Raw genomic sequence first — 6589 nt, 5'->3', positions numbered from 1 at the left:
CCGGAACCCATACTGACCGCCTCCTAAAGCCAAATGAATGGAGCAGAAAGTGCATCGATAATTACACCCTCTGGTCGCCGTCAGCGCGTCCCGGAACATATAACCTGGCGGTAACAGATCCCAGCGGGGAGGCTTTTCGTCCCATTGCTCGACCATGTACGGCATGCGATATTGCGGTTGCATCTTGCCTTTCTTGAAATCCTCCAGCAGCCGCGGGACGGTCAGCTCTCCTTCCCCGATGACGACGGCATCAGCATGTTTGACGGCTTCGTCAGGCATGGTCGAAGGATGAATCCCACCGAGTACAACCTTGGCGCCACGCTCCCGGAAGAGACGAGCGACCTCATACGCGCGAATGGCCACGACGGTTGTGACTGTAATGAACACCAAATCGTAGTCGCGTGTGAAGTCAAGAGGCCCGACGATTTCGTCCTGGATTTCGATGTCCCACTCATCCTCCGGGATGAGAGCGGCGAGGGTAGGAAGGTTGAGGTTGGGCGTACGGAACAGCTTCCAGACCGAGTCCCATTTCTGATCTTCGGGATGTGGAATAATGAGACCGATCTTGTGGTGCCCCATAGTTGCCTCCTCAAGTGGTTGAAGTGAATGCCTCTCTTCCTACAAAAGTCCTCCTCGATAATTCATCCGCCCGCTAGCTTGTATCACCTGGTCGTATGTGTACGACCTGGCAATTCCCCTAGGGACTCGACTTGTGCAAAGCAGAGAAAGGATGATGACGATACGGCGAGTAGAGTTCCATCGCGCCTCAACCTGGTCAGTGGCGCTAGACTAGCTCGTTCAAGCGAATGGAATCAAGAGTTTTTGATGGCGACCGAGGGAATATACGCAGAAGAAGAATTCTCAGACAGCGATTCGACCAGTCCGTGAGAGACAAGAGACTGCCCGCACAAGAAAGCAACTCCACGCTCACAGCTATTGGTCCTCGTAGGTTTTGTCGGCTGCCGCTCGTATGGTATTGCGTTTCCAGGTTAGAACCGATTCATCGAATCTCATGGAGCTTCAGCAAGTTCGTGCCGCCTATTTGTGCCGCCATAGTCCCGGATACGATCACCACCCTATCTCCTTTATTGACCAGCCCTTCTGCTTTGAGTCGTTGTTCGGCTTCACGGATGTGCGGATCGGTTTCCCCGATACGCAGCATGATGAACGAACGGACTCCCCAATAGAGCGCCAGGCGCCGTTTGACGGCTTCGGCATGAGTGAATGCGAAGATCGGGGCGCTCGGCCGTTGCTTGGAGATAAGACGAACCGTGGTCCCGCTTTCGCTGAACGCAACGATCGCGGTTGCGTCGGTCGCCCTCGCCGCAAAAGAGGCAGCGGCACATATGGATTCTGAGATCGAAAGATGTTCCAAGTCGGCCTGGCGTTTGAACACGACCCCCTGCTCGGTACCTTCTTCCGCCGCGCGAATAATCCGATCCATGACTTGAAGCGTTTCAACCGGGTGAGCTCCGACGGCTGTTTCAGCCGAAAGCATCAGGGCGTCAGTGCCGTCAAAGAATGCGTTGGCAACGTCCGACGCTTCCGCTCTCGTCGGACGAATGGCCTGCGTCATCGATTCCAGCATTTGGGTGGCGGTGATGACCAGACGGCGCCGGCGGTTCGCTTCGATGATAATCCGTTTTTGCAGAAGCGGCACCGCTTCCGGTCCCATTTCGACGCCCATATCTCCTCGGGCGATCATCACACCGTCCGCCTGTTCCAAGATCTCATCCAATGTCGCCACGGCTTCGGCCCGTTCGATCTTTGCGATGATCGGGGTGGTGGTTCCGTGTTCAGCCAGCAGTGTTCGCGCCGCGCGAATATCTTGCGGACCTCGTACAAAGGAGAGGGCCACGTAGTCAACGCCCTGTTCGACTCCGAAACGAATGTCGTCCCGATCCTTCTCGGTAAGGGTAGGGGCACTGACGTGGGTGCCCGGCAAATTGATGCCTTTGTGCGAGGTAATCGTGCCGCCGGCAAGAACGGTACAGTAGACAAGATCATCCGCGATGCGCTCGGTGATCAGTTCAATGAGTCCGTCATTGATCAATACACGCGCTCCTACCTGGAGATCGCGCCCGAGCGATGAATAGGTAACCGGAATTTCGAGAAGAGGGGAGAGCGCGGCGGATTGTGCATCCCGGTGCCCATGATGCGGAGTCGATGTGTGTAGGCGTACCGTTTGACCGGGCCGCACCTCGATTCCTGCCTTCGGAACTTGCCCCACCCGGATCCTCGGACCTTGGAGATCTTGGATAATGGCCACCTCTGATCCTCGCTGTGCGGCTGCGTTTCGGATGGCGGTGATGGCTGTCGCATGCGATTCATGAGTGCCGTGCGAGAAATTCAGTCTGGCGACATCCATGCCGCTCTCAATCAATCGATTGACGATGGCCGGCGAACTACTTGCCGGTCCGATGGTGCAGACGATTTTGGCCTTTCGCATGCTCATGTGGGCGCGCCTCCTCCGCTCTCATTCAGCGAGGGAGAGGATATCACAATCTCTTCGCCGGATACGCCATGGCCTAGGTTGATGGAGTGGCCATGATGGATTTTATCTTGAGCTGCAGTTCACGTGTAAACGATATGCCGACACATGTTTCCCGACTTCGGTTACCATGCCACAGCGGTTTGGAATCGTGCATTTCCTTTTCTTTTGTCTCTCCGCCGGTACAATGACTTCATCGTAACGAAAGGAAAGACGAGTGGGGACGCTCATTTCGGTGGCATCCGGCAAGGGAGGGGTGGGCAAGAGCGTGGTTTCAGCCAATCTCGCATTGGCACTGGCAAAACGTGGAAGACGGATCATTCTGGCCGATCTCGACGTAGGTGGTGCCGATGTCCACATCATGTTCGGGGAATTGAATCCGTCGGTAACCTTGACGGATTTTCTCAATAAACGGGTCGGCCGACTGGACGATGTCGCTATTCCTGTCACGATCTGTCCCGCTCTCCGCCTCATTGCCGGCACCGGCGATACCTTGGCAACTGCCAACATGGTGTATGCTCGCAAGAAGCGGCTCATGAAACAGCTTCGGGATCTTGATGTGGATATCGTGGTGATCGACATCGGAGCCGGCACCAATTACCACGCCCTCGATTTTTTCTTGATGGCTGACCTTCATCTGGCCGTGGCCACTCCGGAACCAACCTCAGTGCTGGATCTCTACCGATTCATTAAATTGGCGGCAATTCGCCGTGTATTGGCATGCTTTCTTGCGCGAAGTCCTCTATCGGAGGTTCTCTCCAACCGAGACTTCACGAGTGTGGAGGAGGTCATGGAAATTGCGGGCGTTACCGATGCGGAGGGGCGTGATGCAGCGGAGGCCGTGCTGCAATCGTTTCGACCCGGGCTGATCATTAATCGGATGTCCAACGGTTTTCAGGTCAATGTTCTGTACCTCCGTAAGGTTCTCCATCAATACATCGGCGGTGATCTGACGCTGCTCGGTGAGATCCCGGAAGATCCGCATGTGAGCCAGGCGGTCCGGAGATTTCTGCCAGTGGTTGAAGCGGCTCCCGAGTCTCCGGCTGCCAAAGGACTATTGGCCATGGCTGCTGCTGTTGAGCAATTAGTCGCGGCTTCTGCTGGCGGAAGCAAAGAGAAGACGAAACAATCAGAAGAGAAACAAACAAGAGTCCTGCTCTCCAATCCAGCATTTACTCAAGATTCTCACGACTCTCTTGCTCTGAGGCCTGAGGTTCCGCCTATTTCAAGACAGTCTGCTCGCGACAATACCATTCAAAGTACCAACGGACGAGTTCCTTAAGCGAGTTGCTTAAGAAGGTAAGGAGAAGGCATAGTCGTATCTTCGCCTTAATTCAAGGCGCTGTCCGCTGCATACCCTCCAGGTTGTCCCAGCGTCAGCCCGGAATACACTCAGTTATTCCGGTGCGGCGCTTATCTTCGTCCCTTCTTTCACAGGTGGGTCAATCGTGATATGTGGACCTTCAACCTTTGGAAGCAGTCCTGCCCCAGGCTTTTCCAAGAGACGTTCGTCATTTTGATTAAAGAGCAGGTCTTGTTTGGAGCGATTATCATCCACGATCGCTGCGTTAGTGAGAGCCTCTTTGTTTTTCATATTGATTTGGCCCGGATCATTGGCCACTGATTGGCCCGTTACAGGGTCCACAGCTTTGCCCATCGGGTAGCCGGGGTGTGTAGGTAACATGGCTGGGTTGGCAAAGATCATAGCCTGTGCGCTAAACAGACCGACGGATAGGGTGAAAAAGATAAGCGAGATCTTCATAATCGACCTCCTTGGTGATGACGAGGCGGTGAGTTGTGCGCGAGTGCGGAATATCGAATGAGGAGACTACCGGAAAGATAAGCGGAGATGTGATTACCCCGGGTCCATGGCTGTCACCATTGATTATTACAATGTCGCTCTCGTTGTCTACCGAAGTCAAGAGCCAGAAAGAATTCTTCAAGGAAGTCGCAGTGCAATGGCAAAGGAACTTTCATAGCTACCGTTCGCTGGGGACGGGTTCAGCATTAATTGATGACCTCCGTCACGGAAAATGAAATCGTGCTGATTTCGTACTCGACGCCGTCCTTTTGACGAGTAGGGGAGAGCGGTGTGAACGCGGTCCGTCAATTCGTCGGGAAAGTATAATTGGGACGTAAACTCAAAGCTTTTCCCGGCTGTCGCCACGGTGCGAACCTTAAAGTGAATGTGCACGGTTCTGATCGGATACCAACCCGGATAAATCGTAAGAAACCGTGCTTCGCCTTGGGCATTTGTCACCTGCTGCCCGCGCAAAAACTTTTGACCGAGCGTGTTGAAACCTGGGTCTTTCACATCTGAATAGACCCCCTCGGCATCGCAGTGCCAGATGTCAACGAGAGCATCCGGTAAGGGAATGCACCCTCCCCGATTGAGCCGCATCACCTGAAGGACCAGGGCCAGCGGTGTCCCTGTCAGTATTCGACCATCAGTGGGATCAGAGCGAATATCCGAACGATGCAAGCGCTCATCAATGAAATACGGGCCTTCGGTTTGTTCAGGCCGGACAACACAGAGGGACCGAGCTATCCCGGACGTCTGCGCCTTACTTGGCCATCCACCTATAAGGCAAACGGTACCAGCCGCTCCCAGCCATACGAATGCTTCACGGCGAGAAAAAAGACGCCCAATCTGTTCATCGCTCTCATTCTCTTTCATCCGTTCAGGATTCTCGCTTGATTACGCATTTGAGCCATCAGAATTTACCTGCCCCTGAGTCGTGGTGAAACGCTTGGTGGAGGGGGCGGTGGAGATGATGGTCCGGGAGAGAACGATCTTGGACCGAAATAGGGGTAGGGCCGATAGAAACCTGGTCCGCCCCAATAACTGTAAGGGTAGAAACCACTGTACGGGTAAAACCCGCCCCAGCCATAGGGTGGATAGTAAGAACCATAGTATAAACCAGGGTTTATTGACCTTCGCTCCTCGAGACTTTTCCAGTCGATGATATGTTTCACTTCTAAGATCGGATAGACATATTCGCTTTCATCCAACTGTCTTGTCGCCACCCCTTTCACGGTGCCGATTACAGTAATGGGTGTGCCTTCGGGGAGACTGGCAGGATCGAGAAACGTTTCTCGAACCGCCAAGAACCTTCCTTCGGACTGGAGACGATCTTCTGTTAATCTCCCTTCTTCCCCGGTCGGCCGTTGCAGAACCTCCAGTTCGGTGCCCTCCTTTGTTCGTTTCCCTTTGATGACCGTGCCGCCAAGCATGACGGTTCGCCCGATATAGTCACTGGGAGCTTGTTGCAAATCGGAAAAACCTACCGTCCTATCAATCTGGTTCTCTAACTCAAGAGGTATACCGAGCGACTCTGCAGTTCGTTGAACCTGGTGGATGGATTCAGCGCATGCAGACAAGGTCGATAATCCACACAGCAGGGAAAAGAGCACCATCATGCGGGACATGTACGGTCTCCCTTTCCTAGAAGTGATAGGACAACCCACCAAGGACATGCTGTGCTCTGTAATTGCCGCTGAACCCACCCAAGGGACCGAATGCTTCATCAAACTCCAATGTCGCTCCGGTGTACTTATACTCCGTAAAGACGGCAATTTGTGGTGTGATAAATGCGCGCAGACCTGCCAGTACATTCCAGGCTGCAGCCGTATCAGTGTCGCTTCGTACGGTTGAAGTATCTCCGATGTGGGCGATTGCCACTCCAATGCCGGCGCCGACGTAAGGTTGGAACGTGCGGCCTGGATATCGGGCAATGAAGTTTGCCCCGATGGTCGTAATACGGAAATGAATGCCGGGCTCTTCAGGTAAGGTCGCCGTTGCAGGCAAACTCTTGATATGAGGAGTAGTATGAAACACTTCGCCTTCAATCCCATACCAACTGTTCCCAGGGAAATATCCAATCTTGCCGCCGTAGGTGATTGAGTTCTTGAGATCAAAATCGATAAAAGGACCAGGAACTCCTGCCTGCGATCCTGTTCCCGCAATACTGTTGATGCGATCTGCAAAGTTGACTCCCGCCTCTCCCGCGACATACATTTCAGCGGAAGCGAGGTTCATAATCGTTGAACTCACCAACCACATCCCAACGAGGCTCAGAAGAATCGAACTATTCTTTC

At 53.7% G+C, this 6589-nt stretch carries 7 protein-coding genes; 1 reads left to right on the top strand and 6 read right to left on the bottom strand.

All coding sequences use genetic code 11. The annotated features are described in order from the left end of the window. Together ACOSYY_RS18205 and pyk are read right to left on the bottom strand one after the other, a co-directional pair. On the bottom strand, positions 1-579 hold a 579-nt coding region (locus tag ACOSYY_RS18205; protein WP_421664267.1), incomplete at its 3' end, for a B12-binding domain-containing radical SAM protein. Between the two features lie 421 nt (positions 580-1000). Then, positions 1001-2455, bottom strand: a complete 1455-nt coding sequence (gene pyk / locus ACOSYY_RS18200) for a pyruvate kinase (protein WP_421664266.1) — start codon at positions 2453-2455, stop codon at positions 1001-1003. Between the two features lie 253 nt (positions 2456-2708). Here pyk and ACOSYY_RS18195 point away from each other — a divergent pair, with 253 nt between their 5' ends. Then, positions 2709-3773, top strand: a complete 1065-nt coding sequence (locus tag ACOSYY_RS18195; protein ID WP_421664265.1) for a P-loop NTPase — start codon at positions 2709-2711, stop codon at positions 3771-3773. A 114-nt stretch (positions 3774-3887) separates the two neighbouring features. Here ACOSYY_RS18195 and ACOSYY_RS18190 read toward each other — a convergent pair whose 3' ends face one another. The 4 genes from ACOSYY_RS18190 to ACOSYY_RS18175 all read right to left on the bottom strand — a co-directional run. Next, positions 3888-4253 carry a hypothetical protein gene (locus ACOSYY_RS18190; RefSeq protein ID WP_421664264.1) on the bottom strand — a complete coding sequence of 122 codons (366 nt, stop codon included), beginning with the start codon at positions 4251-4253 and terminating at the stop codon, positions 3888-3890. 177 nt (positions 4254-4430) lie between these two features. Further along, positions 4431-5168, bottom strand: coding sequence for an intradiol ring-cleavage dioxygenase (locus ACOSYY_RS18185; RefSeq protein ID WP_421664263.1), 738 nt, complete (start codon positions 5166-5168; stop codon positions 4431-4433). Between the two features lie 44 nt (positions 5169-5212). After that, positions 5213-5920 (bottom strand): Slp family lipoprotein, encoded by a 708-nt coding sequence (locus ACOSYY_RS18180; RefSeq protein WP_421664262.1) that lies wholly within the window; start codon positions 5918-5920, stop codon positions 5213-5215. Positions 5921-5936: 16 nt separating this feature from the next. Continuing rightward, a partial coding sequence (locus ACOSYY_RS18175; protein ID WP_421664260.1) for an outer membrane protein occupies positions 5937-6589 on the bottom strand: 653 nt, incomplete at its 5' end.

The sequence above is a fragment of the Nitrospira sp. BLG_2 genome (assembly GCF_049222245.1).
Note: the sequence above shows the minus strand (reverse complement) of the source record. Positions and strands in the feature narration are given on the sequence as shown.